Here is a 17,551-nt window from a genome sequence, read left to right as displayed (position 1 = left end):
ATGTGCAAATGTATGGATTGTATAAGAAATGTGAAATCTGTAATTGTCCATAAAAAGTACAAATTCATACATGTGGAGTTGTAACTAACTGCGATGCAGCCAATAAACTGCTATTGGCAAGAAGGTATTATTATGTTACATTAAGATTTGCGGAGAAAGGAATATGAGCCAATTAGCTATGACCATCAACGGCTCTCGTTTTACAAGAGATTCCCATTTTGAGCAACTTGCACCGATTTATGCTGTAGCTGCTCAAGAAATAGAAGATTATATAAGGTTTTGTTTATTATAAACTGCTGCAACATTCTTGCGAATGAGGTTATATATAGAAGTATTTCTTAGAATTGTAGTAGCTTTATAGAATTGGGCATACTATCATATCTGGAGGGTCTGCAAACAAAAAAGGCTGTATTCCGTTAGGAATCAGCCTTTTAGTTTGTGGACCAGCCTGGGCTTGAACCAGGGACCTCCAGATTATGAGTCTGTTGCTCTAACCAACTGAGCTACAAGTCCGGTGTATCCTTATATCGGATAGCGGGGACAAAAGTAGTATTTTCTCTTGAAATATGCAAGCGTTTCAGATAAAAATGCGAATGCTTTTTGTTTAGAATTTATATGTTCGTTTAGGATTCTTGGGAAACCACCCTTTTTTTACCCGCTCTTCTTGTTCAAATACTTCTTTAATGGTCCAAAATGAAGAGAAAGCGAATACGCCTAGCAGTGAGGCTACCAAAATATTGTCGGTATACAGTGAAGCAATGGCACCGCCGATTCCCAACAATAGGAAAATCCACCAGCATTTAGTTCCCCAATAATATTCGGCTTTTACTACTATGGGGTGGAAGATGCCTATGATAAGGAAAGTACAGATACCGATTACAAGTCCTGACAGGTGATATTCGTTTAAGAAATCCATATTTATATAAAGTGATAAGGTGATGAAATCATGGGGTTATGTCAAAACAAATAATAAGTGTTTTTTGTTTCGGCACAACCCCATTGTTTTATTTATCTTACTTTTCCGGGCAAATAGGAATTTCTTTCTTGATGCTTTGTTCCAGTGAAATTAATGTTTCTGTTGCAGTGACGCCGGGGATTTCCTGCATCTTGTTATTCAGCAAGTCCATTAGGTGTTCGTTGTCACGCGCATACACTTTGGTCAGCATGGTGTACGGACCGGTGGTAAAATGACATTCCACGATTTCGGGAATCTTTTGCATCTCGGTAACAACAGCCTTGTACATGGAGCCTTTTTCCAGTTTGATTCCTACATAAGTACAAGTCCTGTAGCCCAAAGACTTAGGGTTTACATGGTAGCCGGAGCCGACAATAACGCCCAAATCAATCAAGCGCTGTACGCGTTGGTGAATGGCGGCACGTGATACACCACATTCAGCAGCTACATCCTTAAAAGGAATACGGGCATTTTGGGAAATGATTTCCAGAATCTGCCGGTCAAGATTGTCTATTTTTTCCATAATAGTAAATAAGTAAAGTTCTTGTTCTTATCAAATAGTAAGCAAATATAGGACTTTATTTTAATTTATCTATAGAATGGAGCGAAAAAAAGAATAAAAGTGATAATACGATAAAGTGATAGGGTAATAAGGTGATAAAGTGATAATGGATGACAAGGTGATAAAGTGGTAGGGGGATAATGGAATAGGGCGGTGAAGTATCGTCGCTTCACCGCCCTATCGCTTTTATGGCATGATCGTTTTATTTTTCGATACCTACCAGTTCCACTTCAAAAATCAGAGTAGAGAACGGTTTGATTGGGCCGCCGGTTTCTCTTGCGCCGTAAGCCAGTTCTTGCGGGATGTAAAGTTCCCACTTAGAACCTACAGGCATCATAGTGAGGGCTTCTGTCCAGCCTTTGATAACTTGGTTGGCACGGAACGTAGCAGGTTCTTTACGCTTGTAAGAGCTGTCGAATTCGGTTCCGTCAATCAGCGTACCTTTGTAGTTTACTTTTACTTTGCTGCTATCAGCGGGGATTTCACCGGTTCCTTTGGTGATAATTTTATATTGCAGACCGCTCGGAGTGGTTACAACACCTTCTTTGGTCTTGTTTTCAGCAAGGAATTTTTCACCGGCAGCTTTGTTGTCGGCGTATTTCTTTTCCATGGCTTTAGCCTTTACTGCATCCATCTGGGTCTGCATGAAAGTCTGAGCTTCTTCTTTGGTCATGATGCCTTTGCCTACAACTCCGGCAACGAAACCTGCCAACAGGTTTTCACGGCTGATGGTTTGTGTAGAGTCTCCACCGAAAATCTGTTGGTTGAAGCCTTCTACCCATTGCTTGCTTACCATCTGTCCGATTTGCAGACCTGCCATGTAAGCAACGTCTTTCTTGTCGATTTTGCTTGCACCTTCGTTGAAACCTTTCAGGAAGTCTGTCATTTGAGTAGAATCGATACCCTGCTGTGCGAGATATTGATCCAGGCCTTCGGTACGTGCCATACCGATGGCGTAAGATAATGAGTCAACGTCTGTTTTGAGGTTCGTTTTCGGGCTTTGTGCAGTACAGGATGCCAAACCGGCAGCTGCTGCAAGAGCCATGATAAATGTTACTTTTTTCATTTTGCTTTTAAAATTATTTGTTTAATACTTTAAGTAGTTCCACTTCAAAAATGAGTGTGCTGTGCGGTGGAATCATCTCACCTGCTCCCTGGGCGCCGTAAGCCAGCTCGCTGGGGATGTAGAGTTTCCATTTGGCGCCTTCGGGCATCAGTTGCAGGGCTTCCACCCAACCCGGGATTACCTGGCTGACGCCGAATGTGGCAGGCTGGCCGCGCTTGATGGAGCTGTCGAACAGCGTTCCGTCAATCAGCGTACCTTCGTAGTGGCATTGTACCTGGTCGGTAGCTTTGGCATAAGTGCCTGTGTTGCCTTCGTTGATAACTTCGTACTGGAGCCCGCTGGGCAGCGTAACCACTCCCGGGCGTTTTTTGTTTTCTTCAAGGAACTTCTTGCCGGCCTCGATATTGGCGGCATTCATTTTCTGTTCCAGTTCTTCGAAGTACTTATTTACTATTTCGCGGGCTTCCGTATGGCTGATAGCCGTCTGGTTGCCTTCCAAGACATCTTTGATTGCTTGTGCAAAGTCATCTACTGCGATGCCTTTAGCACCCATACTTAAAAGATTCTGACCTATTCCAAGGCCGATAGCATAACTGAATTTATCCATAAAATGTTTTTGTTGGCGGCTGAAATCATTTCTTTTCCAGCCTATTGCAAATTAATGAATGGCAAAAATACGTCTTTTATTTGAATGATTTTGTTTTTTTCAGATTAAAAAATCTTAGTAAGTGAAAATAACTTCCCTCTTTTGGGGTATTATTCATACATTTGTATGACTATATGAACTTTAAGGAGATATAAAGATGAAGAACTTGGTTGTTTTGTCAGGTGCAGGTATGAGTGCCGAGAGTGGTATCAGTACTTTTCGCGATGCGGGCGGACTGTGGGATAAATATCCGGTGGAACAGGTGGCGACTCCCGAAGGCTATGCCCGTAATCCGGAGTTGGTTATCAACTTTTATAACGAGCGTCGCAAGCAATTGCTGGATGTAAAGCCGAATGCCGGACACATCGGGCTTGCAGAGCTGGAAAAGGACTTCAATGTAACGGTCGTTACGCAGAATGTCGATAATCTGCACGAGCGTGCCGGAAGCAAACGCGTGATTCATCTACATGGCGAGCTGACAAAGGTCTGTTCCAGCCGCGACCCTTATAATCCGCACTACATAAAGGAACTGAAACCGGATGAATACGAAGTGAAGTTGGGAGATAAAGCCGGCGATGGTACTCAGCTTCGTCCGTTTATCGTTTGGTTCGGCGAGTCGGTTCCTGAGATTGAAACGGCTGTGGATTATGTGGAGAAAGCGGATATATTCGTCATTATCGGTACTTCGATGAATGTATATCCGGCTGCCGGATTGCTCAACTATGTGCCTCGCGATGCCGAAGTGTACCTGATAGACCCTAAGCCGGTGGATGTACATTCCATGCGGCAGATACATGTAATTCAAAAAGGAGCATCGGAAGGTGTGCAGGAGTTGCGCTCGTTGCTTAAACCTTAGGCGTGCCGTTCACAGTCTATGTATGTGCCACTTTAATGGCACGCTTATGCCTATATGCTGGCACAAGATTGCCAATGAAGTGGCACATACAATTTTCAAGCTGTACGGATTATTTTTTCAGTACCGCCCTCAGTACGAACCAGGCATGATAGGCTGCCGTACTTATCAGACCGTAATATTGCGCCATAATGCGGAAACGTTCTTTAAGCGAGGCTTTCCTGTTTTGGGTAGTCATGCCCTCGTCCAAATAGTCTATTATCGTGAGGCGGGTATTGTGCAGCGTGTGTGCCTTTTTCATGATGCGGATGCACCAGTCAAAGTCGGCGGAGAAGCGGTACTTCAGGTTATACGGTTCTACTAAAGTGCGTTTGGCAAAGAAGGCCTGATGGCAGACAAGCATCCCTTGTCTGAAGCTTTTCCACGTCAGCGTTTCCGGGGCGGAAAGACGGCGCATACGTACGAAATGCCCTTCTTTGTCCACCAGGGCCGTTTCACCGTACATCACATCGGGCAGCTCGCTTCCCGGCAGCGTATGTACCATTTGCTGCAGTGTATCGTCTTCGTGGAAGCTGTCGCCGGCATTAAGGAAGCAGAGGTAATCGCCCGTAGCCAGTCGGATGCCTTTGTTCATGGCATCGTACAGGCCTTTATCGGGTTCGCTTGTCACCTTTGCGATGTGATCCTTATAACGGTCTATGATGGAGAGTGTCTTATCTTTCGACGCTCCATCCACAATGATATACTCCACGTGGCGGTAGGTTTGCGAGATAACGCTCTGGATGGTATCTTCCAATACAGCCTCGGCATTGTAGGTCACGGTAATGACGCTGAACTTGGGGGTGGGATGGTTATGCATTTCTTCCGGTGACTTTGTTGTACAGGTCAATATATTTCTTAGCGATGGCGCTTTCCGAATAGTGGGTGACGGTCTTCCGGCAGGCCTGCTCGGCGAGGCTGGGATAATCCGGGTCGGTAAGTGTCCAGTAGATGCCGTTGGCAAAATCCTCGGACGACTTGTATTGCGCCACGTATCCGTTGTGCAGGTGGTCTATCATTTCGGGAATGCCGCCCACGTTGAAGCCGACGCAGGGAATGCCGCATGCCATGGCTTCCATAATCATGTTGGGCAGGTTCTCTTCCAGCGAAGGGGTGACGAAGAGGTCTACCGCATTGTATATGTTTACTAACTGGTGTTCGTTGCTCACAAAGTCCAGCGGGTAGACCTTGAAAGGCAGCAAGTTGGCCAGTTGCTGCGACTCTTTGCCGAAAACGACGACACCGAGCTTCGTTTTCAGTTCGGGGTGCTTTTCCGCCAGTAGTGCGCACGATTCTACCAGATAGTCGATGCCTTTCCGTTTGTCCGTTATCTTTACCGAGCCGAACAGTACGAGTCTGGCGTCCTGCGGCAGTTGGCATCTGTTGCGTGCTTCTTGCTTGTTGTGCGGCTTAAACAGGTTGGTATTGATAGGGTTGGGGATGCAGGTAATCGTGTGTCCGGCGAGCAGGGCGCTTTTCTTGGCCAGTCCTTCCAGCCAGTGGCTGCACGTTACGAAATTAATGTGCCGTCCCTGATACAACTCCTGCTTCTTGCGGAAAGTCCGGTAGGAGAGGTCTTTTCTGCTGCCGTTGCCGTGGATGAAAGGACAGTTGCCACACTCCTGCTGATAGTGGGTGCACTCGCGGGCATGGTGGCAGATGCCGGTACACGGCCACATGTCGTGCATGGTCCATACCACGGGTTTGCCTGAGGCAAGGATTTTCTCGATATTCTTCAGAGACAACATTCCCTGGTTTATCCAGTGGAGATGAATGACATCCGCCTGCTGGAATTCCGGAAGAGAGGTAATGTCCGTACCTGTATTGGCAATGTCCACGGCAAAGATATTCTCCTTTTTGAAGCGGTTGGCTTTCCATATGACGATACGCTCCCATACGAATTTCCATATCATGCGCCAGTTGTAGTTTAATGAAACCACGGTGATTTGGTCGGTCTGCTTGTCGCGTACCAGAAGTTTGGCCTTGATGCCGTTGTTCTTGAGCGACTCCATCAGTCTGCTGGCCGCTACGGCTGCCCCGCCGATGCGTTCGGATGTATTGATTAATAGTACTCTCATTTTTGCGGAATGTTTGGACAAAAGTACTGCTTTTGCCGCTTTCTGCTCTATAAATCTTTTATTTTTTTAGTCTGTAACCGCTAAACTCCCTATCTTTGCCGTGGTTAAAAGCTCGTAATGCCGGGAGCAGTGGAGATGTTGCGCTGAGCAACGGATTGAACGTCGTGGAAAACGAGTTTTTCGCCGGAAGAAACCTATGGTTCATCGGTAGAAAATAAATGTGAATATGGGAGATAAAGGAATGAAAAAGCTGGAGCAACTGTGGCAGACTTTCCTGAGCGTGGTGAAGATTCTGCTACAATCCAAATGGCGTACGCACCTACCGTCGTCGTTCAGTAATCCGGAAGAGCTGTTGATACTTGCCAACGGTCCTTCATTGAACCGTACGGTTCGGGAAGCTCCGGACTTTGTACAGGGCAAGACGCTGCTGGCGGTGAATTTTTGCGTTACTTCCCCGATGTTCGAGCAGCTCCGCCCAGAGATATATCTGATAGCCGACCCTCTGTTCTGGATTGTTCCCGAGAAGCGGGTACAATTGTTCCGGACGCTTGCCGAAAAAACTGCTTGGCCGATGAGTCTGTTTATTCCCGCCCGTGCTTTGAAGAACAAAGAGTGGCAGCCTATGTTGGCGGGTAACAGGAATATCCGCCTCTGCATTTACAATACCACCCCGATAGAAGGTGTGCAGGGATTCTGCAACTGGGTATTCGCTAAGGGTTGGGGTGTGCCCCGTCCGCACAACGTACTGATTCCTTCTATTGCCATCGGGTTGCGTCTGCCTTTCAAGAAAATTTATCTGGCAGGCGCCGATCACTCCTGGTTGCCGGAAATCACGGTGACGGACGACAACGTGGTACTGATGCACCAAAAACATTTCTATGACCAGAATAAGTCGCAGGCGGCAACGGTGACGCAGGAGAATCTGCATAGCGCACGGCTTTATACGATACTCTACCACATGTATGTGGCCTTTAAGTCCTACTTCGTGCTCGAAGCCTATGCGCGCCGGTTGGGCAAGGAAGTGATCAACGTTACGCCGGGCAGTTATATAGACGCTTTTAAACGAATGAAAGTATGAAAGACGGAATCATCATTCAGGCACGTACCGGTTCTACCCGGTTGCATAATAAAATACTGCTCCCTTTCTATAGCGGGCAGCGCATTATCGACATTTTAATCGGAAATATCAAGCAGGCCTGCGCCGGTAAGACTATTGTGCTTGCCACTACCGACCGTCCGCAGGATGATATACTGGCAGAGGTTGCCCGCGAAGCAGGTATCTGTTGCTACCGGGGAGACGAGGACAATGTACTCGACCGCTTTATCCGGGCTGCCGCAACATTCAACCTTGACCGCTTTATCCGTGTCTGTTCGGACAATCCTTTCCTGCGTCCCGACAGCTTCCGGGCTTTCTTCGAGGAGCACGATGCCCGCCCGGCAGATTATATCGCTTACGGTTTTGCAGACGGCCGCCCCACTATCAAATCTCATTTGGGCTTGTTTGCCGAGCTGACGACTGCCGATGCCCTGCGCCGTGCAGCCGCCGCTACACAGGAAAAACTGTACATAGAGCACGTTACGATTTATCTCTATACACATCCCGAAGCGTTCAGCGTTCGCCTGCTTCCGTTGCCCGATGAGCTGGAAGGGCGGTTGGATCTTCGCTTTACGCTCGATACAATGGAGGATTTCACCTTGCTGCAAGAGCTTTACGCCGCTTTCTGCGAGCAGACCGACCACAGCATCCATGCACTGCTCCGGTTGGTGGAGGCACATCCGGAGTATAGGGTCAAAATGCTGGAAAATATAGCGAAAAACGAAAAATAAGAAATAAGCTCCGGCTTTATCGCAGGGAGACTTCTTGGAAAAGGAAAAGATTATGCTGCCGGGAAGAGGCCGGAAACAGTCGCTGACCGGACTCCATTCAGCCACTGACTGAAAGGGGGATGACTCCCTGACTGAGTGCCTTTCACTCCCTGACTCATTGTCCCCCTTTCTACAGTGTATTGTGGCAGGGAAGGAAGATAGATTTGATGATAGTAAACAAAAATAACAGTTGCCGAATGAAGAGTACATACATTATCGGAGAAATAGGACAGAACCATAACGGTTCCGTCGATATCGCCAAGTTGATTGTCGACCTGGTGTCACGTCCCGTACGCGAAGAAGTCTTTAATCTGGAACTCCGTCCTATGGACGCGGTAAAGATGACCAAGCGGGATTTGAATGAAGAACTGACCGATTCGCAGATGAACCGTCCGTACGACTCTCCCCACTCTTTCGGACGCACCTATGGCGAGCATCGCGCTTATCTGGAACTGACGGATGAGGAGCATTTTGAAGTTTACAAGCATGCCAAGTCATTGGGCCTGGACTTCGTGGAAACACTGTGCTCAAAAGGCTGCATGTCTTTATTGAAGCTCTTTACGCCCGACCGCCTCAAGGTGGCAAGCCGCGACCTTACCAACCTGCCGTTGCTGGAAGTGATGGCGGAAACCAGGATTCCTATCATCCTTTCCACCGGTATGGCAGGCAAGAAGGAACTGGACGATGCCTTGGAGGTTATCACCCGTTATCACAACGATATATCCATACTGCATTGCGTATCGCAGTATCCCACTCAGCCCGATAACCTGAACCTGAGAACGATAACTTATCTGAAACAGCATTACGGACAATACCATATCGGCTTTTCCGACCACACCATTGGCATTGCCGCTCCGGTGGTTGCCGTAGGAATGGGTGCGGAGATTATAGAGAAGCACGTCACCATTGACCGCCGCATGAAAGGAACGGACCAGCAAGGTTCTCTGGGACCGGACGGTGTGAACCGCATGATTCGTGATATCCGCATTGCCGAGCATTGGCTGGGCAGGGAGGAACTGTATATCGACCCTGCCGTCTCTGCCGCCAAAGTGAAACTGGAGCGTTCCATTGCTACGAACAAGGCGCTGCATCCCGGCGATATTATCACGGAAGAGGATATTCACCTGCTTAGTCCGGGCGACGGCTTTAAGTGGGCGGAACGAGATAAGGTGGTAGGCCGTCGGGTACGGAAGGAGATACCGCGTAACGAGATTATTTATCCGTCATTGATTGAGGAATGAGACTGCTTGCCGTTGTTGTGCTTTATCATCCCGGTAAGGATTTGGCCGGGAATATCAACAGTTATCTGTCGCAGGCAGACAGATTGCTGTTGTGGGATAATACGCCCGGAGGCGGAAGGGAACAGTTGCCTTTGTCGGGCGTCACTCATCCGGAGCGTCTGGAATATAGGGGGTGCGGGCGGAATGTAGGCATCGGCACTGCGCTGAATGATGCCGTGGCTTACGCCCGCGAGCATGGATATACGCATCTTCTGACATTGGACCAGGACAGTTACTTCCTGCCAGGAGTTTTCCGGGATTATACGGCTGCCATCCGGAGTTACGGGGAAGAAAAGCGGGTTATTTTCTCCGTCAATTATTTTATAAAGTCTCAGCAGGCTTCGCTTTATCCCGTTGCCGACAGGGTGGATGAGGTCTCTTCCGCCATGACTTCCGGTACTGTTTATCCGGTCGGCTTGTTCGAAGAACTGGGCGTTTTTATGGAAGAGTTGTTTGTATGGGGCATCGACTGCGAGTACTGCTGGCGTGCAGCGCGTAAAGGAGTACGGACGGTTTGTTTCAAAAATATCCTGCTGCAACACGATTTGGGGTATCAGAAGAAGAAACACCGCTTGCTGGGTAAGGAGGTTTTTCCGAACGAGTATCCGCCGGCACGTACTTATTACAATGTGCGCAATGGCATGGTACTTCACAGACTCTATCCTGAGAGCCTGAACCTGAAAGCCCATTTACGCTACCATCTATATAAACGGATTGTCTTTGTGCTGTTGTATGAAAAGCAGAAGATAGCCAAATGGAAAGCTCTGTGGGACGGCTATCGTGACGGAAAACGCGGTAAATTGGGAGAGCGTGGGCAATAGATATTCTTACATTCTTAATCTTAAAAGAAATAACAGGCATGTTACCGAAATTAGTTATTACCGATATTGACGGTGTATGGACCGACGGCGGAATGTATTATACTGCCGAAGGGGACGTTATGAAACGCTTTTCCGTGAAAGACGGCTGGGGAGTGATTTTTCTGCGCGAATTAGATATACCCGTTGCCATTATGACCGGCGAGAATACGCAAATCGTGCAGAAGCGCGCCGATAAGCTGAAAATCGACTATTGTTATTTAGGGGTCAAGGATAAAGTGGCGCAGGCTGAGGAGTTATGCCGCGAATTGGGCATTTCGTTGGGCGAGGTTGCCTTTATCGGTGACGACCTGAATGATTTGCCACTGTTGCGTCTGGTGGGTTACAGCGCCTCTCCCAGCAATACGCCCGAATATGTGAAGCGGGAGGTAAAGTATGTAACGGCCGCACATGGCGGTTATGGAGCTTTTCGCGAGTTTGTGGAGAAGCTGCTGAGCGATAACGGTGTGCTGGAAAAGACGGTTGGGAAATTCCTGTAATGTCCTCTTTGCGTGTGGATGGGGCGTTTTCGTCGGACGTGTCAGATGTGCGGTAACGGTATCACTCTGGAAACGGCGGCTCTTCCCCGTTTCATCATGCCTTTGACAAATCCTGTCAGCCTTTGTGTGGCTGATTGCGGGCGGGGCAATTCCATACGTTTCACATCTTCCATAGTCCACTGCGGTTGATATTGCAGAAGCCGTTTTTCCGTATGCTCTATTTGTTCTTGCTGTCCTTTTCCGGTGTAATGGCGGATGAGGTTCAGGCATATCTGCGCATGGGATTGCCGGAGATTGTCGTATACGTCAGTCCTCCTTTCTTTAAAATAATCCATTAGCAACTCCCGGACAACGAGTGCGATGTCCAGTTTCCGGTCTGTTCCGGCTTCACTCCAGATTGCTTTTCCGTGTTGGCGGTAGACGGCCATCGGACGCTTTATATAATGTATCTTCCCGAATTGTGCATTCAGCAAATGTATGGCATAGTCGTAGGTGCTGGCACGGGCAAACCATTCGGGCAGTTCGCCAAACAAGCCCCGGCGGAACAAAGCGGATACGTTGGAGATGTAATTGCTGCGTGCAAGGTCTGATATGTCTGTATCCTGCTTCTGCCCGCCATTGCTGAGGCTCTTGGTTCCGCGGTCTTCGTAGTAGTTGATAACCCGGTGAAAACAGGTGGAATAGTCGGGATGCGTATCCAGAAAATCTGCTTGGATTTGCAGTTTCCGTTTGTCTGTCCAGAAGTCATCGCCCTCGCAGATGGCGATATATTGTCCCCGACATTGGGCGTAGGTTTGTATGAAGTTCTGTTGCAGTCCCAGATTTTTCTTCCGGTTGAATAGGACGATTTGTTCCGGGTACTTTTTTTGCCAGTCCGCGCAAATCGTTCCCGTACAGTCCGTACTAGCATCGTTCCCTATGACCAGTTCAAAGGGGAAGTTTGTCTCTTGCAGCATTACGCTGCGGATGGCCTCGTTGATGTAACGTTCCTGATTGTAGGTGAGCATCAGGACGCTGACTTTAAGTCTGGTATTATTGTTCATGTCCTTTTTTCTTTCGTATTAATTCCAGCGAGTCTTTCAGTATCTTCGAACCGGTGATATAGGCCGTACCTATATAAATGACCGTGCCGGCTGCCGCTTGTGTGACGAGCAGTAGCAACTGGTTCTCTATCCATCCGCCAATGGGCAGTAGCAATAAGGTCATCAGAGTGCTGAGTCCGGCATATGGCAGTAAATCCATAAGTTGCATGGAAAAGCGGTATCCCGTGTAATGGGCGGTGTAAATCATATTGATAATGTATACCAGCAGGCGGGTGACTACAAGACCTGCTACCATCGTCAGCACATCTTCCCGATAGGTAAGCAGCACTACTGCCACGGTGAAGGCTATCTTGTAATATTCTATTTTAAGTATGCCGTCCGAACGTCCGCTTACTTTAATGAAATTATTGTTGATGGCAGTCAGTATGGTGAAGCAACCGCCAAGACAGAGCAGTTGGAAGAAAGGAATGGAAGGCCACCATTCCTCTTTCAGCAGCAAACGGATAACGGGACCTGCCGTAACGAACAGACCTGCCATGATGGGGAGTGTGATGAATGCCGTAAAACGGATGGTCTTGCGATAAGCCCTTATCAGCCTTTCCCGTTCGTTCTGGATGGTACTGAATATGGGGAAGGTGGCATTCTGTATACTTCCGTAAATCAGGCTGACACCCATATCGCACATTTTGTTTCCTTGCGTATAATATCCCAATTGTTTTTGCGGAAACAGTTTGCCGATGATAACGGAATAGATATTCAGGAAGCAGGTATTGATAAGGCTTGCCAATAACAGGCTTGAAGCGAATCCGAACAGTGACCGTATGACTGCGAAGCGGAAAGTCCGTTGCGGACGCCAGTTCTCGCGGCTCCATAGCAGGGTGGCGCGCGCTGCTGCCAGTATTACCGGTTGCAGGGCCAATGTCCATACTCCACAGCCGGTCAGTGCCATGGCAAGCGAAGCTATGCCCGAAACCGTCATGGAGTATAGGTTTATTTGCGTCAACGGCTTGAAGCGGATTTGCTTGTTCAGTATGGTGCTTTGTATGATAGTGAGCGCATTGATGGGAAGTGCCAGAAAAATGACAGCCGACAGTTCCACCAGTTTGGGCTGGTTAAAGAAGCGGGCTATCAGCGGGGAACAGCCCATCAGCACTCCATACAGCAGGATACTCATTCCCAGATTGAACCAGAAGACGGAACTGAACTCTTCTGCAGTCGTCTCTTTCTTCTGAATGAGTGCGGCACTGAATCCGCTGTCCAGTACGATATTGGCAATTGCGCTGAAAATGGCAAGCATCCCTACCAGCGCATAGTCTTTGACGGAGAGTATATTGGCTACGAGGATACCGACAATAAACAACAGAACTTGCTGGCCCATACGGTCCAGCAAGTTCCAGAGCAATGCTCCTATTGTTTTTTGTTTCAGTGAAGACTCGCTCATACGGATTATTTCACTTCACTGCCGGGCTTTACTTCACGCAACAGTGAGGTTACTGCCAGTGAGCCGTCATAGTTTTCGGCAGAAAGTATCATGCCTTCGCTCACCAGTCCGTTCTTGAATTGGCGGGGAGCCAGGTTGGCGATGAACAGTACCTGCTTGCCTACCAGCTCTTCCGGTTGGTAGTGCTGGGCGATGCCGCTGACGATAGTACGGTTTTCCAGTCCGTCGGCTATCTTGAACTTCAATAGCTTCTTCATCTTGGGTACGGCTTCGCATTCCAATACGGTTCCTACGCGGATATCCAGTTTCTCGAAGTCCTCGAATGAGATAACGGGCTTGACAGGATTGGCTTTGTAGCCGGCTGCCTCGTTTGCTTTCTTGGTGGCGAGCAGTTTGTCTACCTGTGCCTGGATAACATCATCCTCAATCTTCTCGAACAGCAGTTCGGGAGTTGCCAGTTGGTGTCCGGCGGGGAGCAGGTCTGTATGGCCGAGCTCTGCCCAGTCGAAGCTGTCCATGTTCAGCATCTTGCGGAGCTTTTCGCTGCTGAACGGCAGGAACGGTTCGAAAGCGATGGCGAGGTTGGCAACCAGCTGCAGGGAGATATTCAGGATGGTGGCTACACGCGGCATGTCCGTCTTGGCAAGCTTCCAGGGTTCGGTGTCTGCCAGATATTTATTACCGATACGTGCCAGGTTCATGGCTTCCTTCTGCGCATCGCGGAATTTGAATACGTCGAGCAGCTTCTCCACTTCTTCTTTTACGTCGGCAAACTCTTTCAGTGTTTCGCGGTCGTAGTCGTTCAGTTCGCCGGCAGCGGGCACTACACCGTCGAAGTATTTCTTGGTGAGTTGCAGGGCACGGTTTACGAAGTTGCCGTATACCGCTACCAGCTCGTTGTTGTTACGTGCCTGGAAGTCTTTCCAAGTGAAGTCGTTGTCTTTTGTTTCCGGAGCGTTAGCAGTGAGCACATAGCGCAGCACGTCCTGCTTGCCGGGGAAGTCTTCCAGATACTCGTGCAACCATACGGCCCAGTTGCGTGAAGTGGAAATCTTGTCTCCTTCCAGATTCAGGAACTCGTTGCTGGGCACGTTGTCGGGCAGGATATAACTGCCTTCCGCCTTCAGCATGGCGGGGAATACGATGCAGTGGAATACGATGTTGTCTTTTCCGATGAAGTGAACCAGACGTGTTTCAGGGTCTTTCCACCATTTCTCCCAAGAGTCGGGCAGCAGTTCTTTGGTATTGCTGATATAACCGATGGGAGCATCGAACCATACATAAAGCACCTTACCTTCGGCGCCTTCTACCGGAACGGGAATACCCCAATCCAGGTCGCGGCTCACGGCACGCGGCTGCAAGCCCATGTCGAGCCAGCTCTTGCATTGGCCATACACGTTGGGACGCCATTCTTTATGGTCTTCCAATATCCACTGGCGCAACCATGCTTCATGTTTGTCGAGGGGCAGATACCAGTGCTTGGTTTCGCGCATTACGGGCTGGCTGCCGCTGATGGCGCTTTTCGGATTAATCAGGTCGGTAGGGCTGAGGCTTGTACCGCATTTCTCGCATTGGTCGCCGTAAGCGCCCTCTGCGTGGCAATGCGGACACTCGCCGGTGATGTAGCGGTCGGCAAGGAAAGTCTTGGCTTCCTCGTCGTAGTATTGCATGCTGGTCTTTTCGATGAATTCGCCCTTATCGTACAGTTTGCGGAAGAATTCGGAAGCTGTATCGTGATGCGTTTTTGAAGTAGTACGGCTGTATACGTCAAACGAAATGCCGAATTCCTCAAAAGACTTCTTGATAAGCGTATGATAGCGGTCTACTACATCTTGCGGTGTAATCCCTTCTTTTTTGGCACGGATGGTGATGGGCACTCCGTGTTCGTCGGAGCCGCCGATAAAGACTACGTCTTCTTTTTTCAGTCTCAGGTAGCGGACGTAGATGTCGGCAGGTACATACACCCCTGCCAAGTGTCCGATATGAACGGGGCCGTTGGCATAGGGCAACGCCGATGTCACGGTGGTACGCTTGAATTTCTTTTCCATTGTATCTATGTATCTCTTTTGTTATGAACACTTTTAAGCAGTGCAAAGATAACGGTTTTCTCTTAAACCTACAAAAAGAGCCCTATATACTTCGTGTCCGGAATATTTCGTCTTTGGAAGAACAAGGATACGGTAATATTAAAAGGTTATCTTCTTGTCATTATGTATATAAATTGTATATTTGTGCGATTGTCGTACTTTACTAATATGAACAGACTATGATAACAAACCAATTGCTGCGTCCTGCCAGTATTGTGGTGGTGGGAGCTTCCAACAATGTACATAAACCCGGTGGAGCTATTTTGAGAAATCTGATTAATGGCGGTTATACCGGAGAACTGCGTGCCGTCAATCCGAAAGAAGCAGAAGTACAGGGCGTTACAGCGTATGCTGATGTAAAGGATATTCCGGATACGGACTTGGCAATACTTGCCATACCGGCATCTTTTTGTCCGGATGCGGTAGAATTGCTTGCTGCGGAAAAGCAGGTACGTGCGTTCATCATTCTCTCTGCAGGTTTCGGAGAGGAAACGCATGAAGGGGCGTTGTTGGAAGACCGTATTCTGGAAACAGTGAATAAGTACGGCGCTTCGTTGATAGGTCCCAATTGTATCGGGCTGATGAATACGTGGCATCATAGCGTGTTCAGCCAGCCTATTCCCAATTTGAACCCGCAGGGTGTTGATTTGATTTCCAGTTCCGGGGCCACTGCGGTGTTTATTCTGGAGAGCGCGGTAACTAAAGGCTTGCAGTTCAATTCCGTATGGTCTGTGGGCAATGCCAAACAGATTGGAGTGGAAGATGTGCTGCAATATATGGACGAGCATTTCGATGCTGAAAACGATTCCAGGATAAAACTGCTTTATATAGAAAGTATAGGCGACCCTGACAGATTGCTGTTCCATGCTTCTTCTCTGATAAGAAAAGGATGTAAGATTGCGGCTATCAAGTCGGGAAGCAGTGAGAGTGGCAGCCGTGCGGCATCCTCGCATACGGGAGCTATCGCCAGTTCCGATTCGGCGGTGGAGGCTTTGTTCCGTAAAGCAGGTATCGTACGTTGCTACTCCCGTGAAGAGCTGACTACGGTAGGATGTATCTTCACTTTGCCGGAACTGAAAGGAAAGAATTTTGCCATTATCACCCATGCCGGCGGACCGGGGGTGATGTTGACCGATGCCTTGAGCAAGGGCGGACTGAATGTGCCGAAGCTGGAAGGTGAGCTTGCCGAAGAGCTGAAAAGCAAGCTTTTTCCGGGAGCTGCTGTTGGTAATCCAATAGATATTTTAGCTACGGGTACGCCTGAGCATCTGCGGCTTTGTTTGGAATATTGCGAAGAGAAGTTTGATAATGTGGATGCGGTAATGGCTATTTTCGGTACACCGGGATTGGTCACCATGTTCGAAATGTACGATGTGCTGCATGAGAAGATGCAGGCTTGCAGGAAACCGATATTCCCTATTCTCCCGTCCATTAATACGGCAGGAGCCGAAGTGGCCGCTTTTCTTGCCAAAGGTCACGTGAACTTTGCCGATGAAGTGACGTTGGGTACGGCTTTATCGCGCATTATGAATGCCTCGAAACCGGCAAATAATGAAATAGAGCTGTTTGGCGTGGATGTTCCGCGCATCCGCCGCATCATTGATTCCATCCCCGAAAACGGTTATATAGAACCGCATTACGTGCAGGCTTTGCTGCATTCTGCCGGTATTCCTGTAGTGGAGGAGTTTGTGTCTGCAAACAAGGAAGAGGTGCTTGCATTTGCCCGTCGTGCCGGATTCCCGGTAGTGGCAAAGGTGGTGGGGCCTGTGCATAAATCCGATGTAGGCGGTGTGGTACTGAATATAAAGAGTGAACAGCATCTGGCGTTGGAGTTTGAACGGATGATGCAGATTCCGGAAGTAACGGGTATCATGGTGCAGCCTATGTTGAAAGGAACGGAACTGTTTATCGGAGCCAAGTATGAGGAGAAATTCGGGCATGTAGTGCTTTGCGGCTTGGGCGGTATCTTTGTGGAGGTGCTGAAAGACGTATCCTCCGGTCTGGCTCCTTTGTCTTATGAGGAGGCTTATTCGATGATTCATTCGTTGCGCGCCTATAAGATAATAAAAGGCACGCGCGGGCAGAAAGGGGTGAATGAGGACAGGTTTGCCGAAATTATTGTCCGCTTGTCCACTTTGCTGCGCTTTGCTACGGAAATTAAGGAAATGGATATCAATCCGTTGTTGGCCACGGAAAAGTACGTAATAGCAGTGGATGCCCGCATCAGAATAGAAAAGAACTGATTATACGTTAAAAGTCGGGTTGTTGTGCAGTATTT

The 17,551-nt window shown here is 48.5% G+C and carries 16 protein-coding genes, 1 tRNA gene and 1 pseudogene; 8 read left to right on the top strand and 10 right to left on the bottom strand.

Annotation, left to right across the window (positions count from 1 at the left end):
- Nucleotides 1–169: 169 nt before the first annotated feature.
- A pseudogene (locus NQ565_RS02950) lies at nt 170–292 on the top strand (nucleotidyl transferase AbiEii/AbiGii toxin family protein); the annotation flags it as partial.
- 147 nt (nt 293–439) lie between these two features.
- On the opposite strand, the gene NQ565_RS02945 reads toward NQ565_RS02950, so the two are convergent.
- The 5 genes from NQ565_RS02945 to NQ565_RS02925 form a co-directional block, all read right to left on the bottom strand.
- A tRNA-Ile gene (locus NQ565_RS02945) sits at nt 440–513 on the bottom strand.
- A 91-nt stretch (nt 514–604) separates the two neighbouring features.
- Nucleotides 605–916, bottom strand: coding sequence for a DUF4491 family protein (locus tag NQ565_RS02940; RefSeq protein WP_005655575.1), 312 nt, complete (start codon nt 914–916; stop codon nt 605–607).
- A 97-nt stretch (nt 917–1,013) separates the two neighbouring features.
- On the bottom strand, nt 1,014–1,478 hold the full coding sequence (locus NQ565_RS02935; protein WP_005655574.1) for an Lrp/AsnC family transcriptional regulator: 465 nt from the start codon (nt 1,476–1,478) through the stop codon (nt 1,014–1,016).
- A 241-nt stretch (nt 1,479–1,719) separates the two neighbouring features.
- Nucleotides 1,720–2,583 carry an FKBP-type peptidyl-prolyl cis-trans isomerase gene (locus NQ565_RS02930; RefSeq protein ID WP_005655573.1) on the bottom strand — a complete coding sequence of 288 codons (864 nt, stop codon included), beginning with the start codon at nt 2,581–2,583 and terminating at the stop codon, nt 1,720–1,722.
- Nucleotides 2,584–2,596: 13 nt separating this feature from the next.
- Complete coding sequence (locus tag NQ565_RS02925) at nt 2,597–3,190, bottom strand: FKBP-type peptidyl-prolyl cis-trans isomerase (protein ID WP_005655571.1); 594 nt, start codon at nt 3,188–3,190, stop codon at nt 2,597–2,599.
- Between the two features lie 196 nt (nt 3,191–3,386).
- Between NQ565_RS02925 and NQ565_RS02920 the strand changes: the two genes are divergently transcribed.
- Nucleotides 3,387–4,085, top strand: coding sequence for an SIR2 family NAD-dependent protein deacylase (locus tag NQ565_RS02920; protein ID WP_005655568.1), 699 nt, complete (start codon nt 3,387–3,389; stop codon nt 4,083–4,085).
- Between the two features lie 109 nt (nt 4,086–4,194).
- Here NQ565_RS02920 and NQ565_RS02915 read toward each other — a convergent pair whose 3' ends face one another.
- Entirely contained in the window at nt 4,195–4,941 is a 747-nt protein-coding gene (locus NQ565_RS02915) for a glycosyltransferase family 2 protein (RefSeq protein WP_005655566.1), read from the bottom strand.
- On the bottom strand, nt 4,934–6,199 hold the full coding sequence (locus tag NQ565_RS02910) for a glycosyltransferase family 4 protein (RefSeq protein WP_005655565.1): 1,266 nt from the start codon (nt 6,197–6,199) through the stop codon (nt 4,934–4,936). The genes NQ565_RS02915 and NQ565_RS02910 overlap by 8 nt, the downstream gene beginning before the upstream one ends.
- A gap of 226 nt (nt 6,200–6,425) precedes the next feature.
- Between NQ565_RS02910 and NQ565_RS02905 the strand changes: the two genes are divergently transcribed.
- The 5 genes from NQ565_RS02905 (at nt 6,426) to NQ565_RS02885 (ending at nt 10,702) form a co-directional block, all read left to right on the top strand.
- Nucleotides 6,426–7,277, top strand: a complete 852-nt coding sequence (locus NQ565_RS02905; protein WP_005655563.1) for a glycoside hydrolase family 71/99 protein — start codon at nt 6,426–6,428, stop codon at nt 7,275–7,277.
- Nucleotides 7,274–8,026 carry a cytidylyltransferase domain-containing protein gene (locus NQ565_RS02900; RefSeq protein WP_005655562.1) on the top strand — a complete coding sequence of 251 codons (753 nt, stop codon included), beginning with the start codon at nt 7,274–7,276 and terminating at the stop codon, nt 8,024–8,026. The genes NQ565_RS02905 and NQ565_RS02900 overlap by 4 nt, the downstream gene beginning before the upstream one ends.
- Nucleotides 8,027–8,262: 236 nt before the next feature.
- Nucleotides 8,263–9,306, top strand: a complete 1,044-nt coding sequence (locus NQ565_RS02895) for an N-acetylneuraminate synthase family protein (RefSeq protein ID WP_005655560.1) — start codon at nt 8,263–8,265, stop codon at nt 9,304–9,306.
- The gene (locus NQ565_RS02890; RefSeq protein WP_005655558.1) at nt 9,303–10,166 is read left to right on the top strand and encodes a glycosyltransferase family protein; all 864 of its coding nucleotides are present in this window, start codon (nt 9,303–9,305) and stop codon (nt 10,164–10,166) included. Before NQ565_RS02895 ends, NQ565_RS02890 begins: the two co-directional genes overlap by 4 nt.
- Nucleotides 10,167–10,204: 38 nt before the next feature.
- On the top strand, nt 10,205–10,702 hold the full coding sequence (locus tag NQ565_RS02885; protein WP_005655556.1) for a KdsC family phosphatase: 498 nt from the start codon (nt 10,205–10,207) through the stop codon (nt 10,700–10,702).
- A gap of 41 nt (nt 10,703–10,743) precedes the next feature.
- Here NQ565_RS02885 and NQ565_RS02880 read toward each other — a convergent pair whose 3' ends face one another.
- The 3 genes from NQ565_RS02880 to metG are packed head-to-tail and all read right to left on the bottom strand — an operon-like array spanning nt 10,744 to nt 15,234.
- A complete protein-coding gene (locus NQ565_RS02880; protein ID WP_005655555.1) occupies nt 10,744–11,745 on the bottom strand; it encodes a glycosyltransferase in 1,002 nt (333 codons plus the stop codon).
- Entirely contained in the window at nt 11,735–13,186 is a 1,452-nt protein-coding gene (locus tag NQ565_RS02875; RefSeq protein WP_005655553.1) for a lipopolysaccharide biosynthesis protein, read from the bottom strand. The genes NQ565_RS02880 and NQ565_RS02875 overlap by 11 nt, the downstream gene beginning before the upstream one ends.
- Nucleotides 13,187–13,191: 5 nt before the next feature.
- On the bottom strand, nt 13,192–15,234 hold the full coding sequence (metG, locus tag NQ565_RS02870) for a methionine--tRNA ligase (RefSeq protein ID WP_005655552.1): 2,043 nt from the start codon (nt 15,232–15,234) through the stop codon (nt 13,192–13,194).
- Between the two features lie 218 nt (nt 15,235–15,452).
- On the opposite strand from metG, the gene NQ565_RS02865 reads away from it, so the two are divergent.
- Complete coding sequence (locus NQ565_RS02865; protein ID WP_005655548.1) at nt 15,453–17,516, top strand: acetate--CoA ligase family protein; 2,064 nt, start codon at nt 15,453–15,455, stop codon at nt 17,514–17,516.
- The last annotated feature ends 35 nt before the right edge of the window (nt 17,517–17,551 follow it).

It is taken from the genome of Bacteroides stercoris ATCC 43183, assembly GCF_025147325.1.
GTDB lineage: Bacteria > Bacteroidota > Bacteroidia > Bacteroidales > Bacteroidaceae > Bacteroides > Bacteroides stercoris.
The sequence above is the reverse complement of the archived record's forward strand: the minus strand, read 5'-3'. Positions and strand labels throughout refer to the sequence as shown.

Excerpts from the sequence above, each read along its gene's own strand:
- NQ565_RS02900 (WP_005655562.1), top strand. The coding sequence starts at position 7,274 with ATGAAAGACGGAATCATCATTCAGGCACGTACCGGTTCTACCCGGTTG.
- NQ565_RS02905 (WP_005655563.1), top strand. The coding sequence starts at position 6,426 with ATGGGAGATAAAGGAATGAAAAAGCTGGAGCAACTGTGGCAGACTTTC.
- NQ565_RS02915 (WP_005655566.1), bottom strand. The coding sequence starts at position 4,941 with ATGCATAACCATCCCACCCCCAAGTTCAGCGTCATTACCGTGACCTAC.
- NQ565_RS02910 (WP_005655565.1), bottom strand. The coding sequence starts at position 6,199 with ATGAGAGTACTATTAATCAATACATCCGAACGCATCGGCGGGGCAGCC.
- NQ565_RS02930 (WP_005655573.1), bottom strand. The coding sequence starts at position 2,583 with ATGAAAAAAGTAACATTTATCATGGCTCTTGCAGCAGCTGCCGGTTTG.
- NQ565_RS02880 (WP_005655555.1), bottom strand. The coding sequence starts at position 11,745 with ATGAACAATAATACCAGACTTAAAGTCAGCGTCCTGATGCTCACCTAC.
- NQ565_RS02895 (WP_005655560.1), top strand. The coding sequence starts at position 8,263 with ATGAAGAGTACATACATTATCGGAGAAATAGGACAGAACCATAACGGT.
- NQ565_RS02890 (WP_005655558.1), top strand. The coding sequence starts at position 9,303 with ATGAGACTGCTTGCCGTTGTTGTGCTTTATCATCCCGGTAAGGATTTG.
- NQ565_RS02920 (WP_005655568.1), top strand. The coding sequence starts at position 3,387 with ATGAAGAACTTGGTTGTTTTGTCAGGTGCAGGTATGAGTGCCGAGAGT.
- NQ565_RS02865 (WP_005655548.1), top strand. The coding sequence starts at position 15,453 with ATGATAACAAACCAATTGCTGCGTCCTGCCAGTATTGTGGTGGTGGGA.
- NQ565_RS02885 (WP_005655556.1), top strand. The coding sequence starts at position 10,205 with ATGTTACCGAAATTAGTTATTACCGATATTGACGGTGTATGGACCGAC.
- NQ565_RS02925 (WP_005655571.1), bottom strand. The coding sequence starts at position 3,190 with ATGGATAAATTCAGTTATGCTATCGGCCTTGGAATAGGTCAGAATCTT.
- NQ565_RS02875 (WP_005655553.1), bottom strand. The coding sequence starts at position 13,186 with ATGAGCGAGTCTTCACTGAAACAAAAAACAATAGGAGCATTGCTCTGG.
- NQ565_RS02935 (WP_005655574.1), bottom strand. The coding sequence starts at position 1,478 with ATGGAAAAAATAGACAATCTTGACCGGCAGATTCTGGAAATCATTTCC.
- metG (WP_005655552.1), bottom strand. The coding sequence starts at position 15,234 with ATGGAAAAGAAATTCAAGCGTACCACCGTGACATCGGCGTTGCCCTAT.
- NQ565_RS02940 (WP_005655575.1), bottom strand. The coding sequence starts at position 916 with ATGGATTTCTTAAACGAATATCACCTGTCAGGACTTGTAATCGGTATC.